Below are 1,023 nucleotides of genomic sequence, written 5' to 3'. Positions count from 1 at the left end.
CCCGCCCGTCCTTTTTGGACGGGCGGGACGCCCATCCCACAATAACAATTAAAATTGTAAGTTATTTAATTCGCGATCCTAATCAATCATTTGGGGTGAAGTAAATTTAGTTTTGCTAACCCCAAATAGCGCACACCTTCTGGCGTCACGTCAAAGCGGCAAGGCAAAACTTCCACACCTTCACCCATCGCCTGTCTGAACAATTCTCCGTAAAGGCGATCGGCACTATCCCCGGGAGCAAAATCAGTACAATCCCCGCGATTGATAAAATACAGCATTACAGCCCTCGCACCCAGCCGCATCACTTCCATCAATTCTCTCAAATGTTTCTGTCCCCTCTCCGTCACTGTATCGGGAAATAAAGCCAACTGCTGTTTTACCCAAGTTGTATTTTTAACTTCCAGAAAAATCGGTTTTTCCTCACCCGTCAGCCAAAAATCAACTCTACTTTTTTTATCAGTGCCGTAAACAACCTCCGGTTGAATTAAACTGTAATTGCCCAACTCAGGAAACAATCGTAATTCCAAAGCTAATTTAATAACTCGATTTGGCAGCGCAGTATTAACTCCCACCCAAGTGGGTTCTGTGTCGTACAGCTTAATTAATTCCCAAGTATAAGCTAACTTGCGTTTAGGATTGTCGCTGCCAGATACTAGCACGGGATTGCCGGGAATGCAAACACCAGTCATCGGGCCAGTATTCGGACAGTGCGCGGTGATGATTTCTCCCGTAGTTAGTTCGATATCAGCGAAAAATCGCTTGTACCGCTTGATTAAAATGCCTGGTAAGAGAGGTGGATATTTGTAAATAAAGTCACTCATTCGATTTTATATTTTAGATTTTAGATTGAGGCATCATAGCATAAAACGACGGTTTGTAGTTTATGTAGGGCTTGCTGAAAAAGTGAGAAAACAGCATTTAGAAAGATGAGTGAATTCGAGTTCTCCTCGGCAATATAAGTTTTGTCAATTGTGTTCTGGCGAAACATAGCTTTTACCAATGATTGAAGCCAAAAAACATGAA

2 protein-coding genes are annotated in these 1,023 nt (G+C 42.5%); both read right to left on the bottom strand.

Going from position 1 to position 1,023, the window contains the following annotated elements; all coding sequences use genetic code 11:
• Positions 1–86: 86 nt before the first annotated feature.
• On the bottom strand, positions 87–821 hold the full coding sequence (gene sfsA / locus ACUVJL_RS33810) for a DNA/RNA nuclease SfsA (RefSeq protein ID WP_445249830.1): 735 nt from the start codon (positions 819–821) through the stop codon (positions 87–89).
• 20 nt (positions 822–841) lie between these two features.
• Positions 842–1,023: hypothetical protein (locus tag ACUVJL_RS33805; protein ID WP_445249829.1), on the bottom strand; the 182-nt coding region annotated here is incomplete at its 5' end.

The sequence above is a fragment of the Microcoleus sp. OTE_8_concoct_300 genome, assembly GCF_031383065.1.
GTDB lineage: Bacteria > Cyanobacteriota > Cyanobacteriia > Cyanobacteriales > Microcoleaceae > Microcoleus.
Note: the sequence above shows the minus strand (reverse complement) of the source record. Positions and strands in the feature narration are given on the sequence as shown.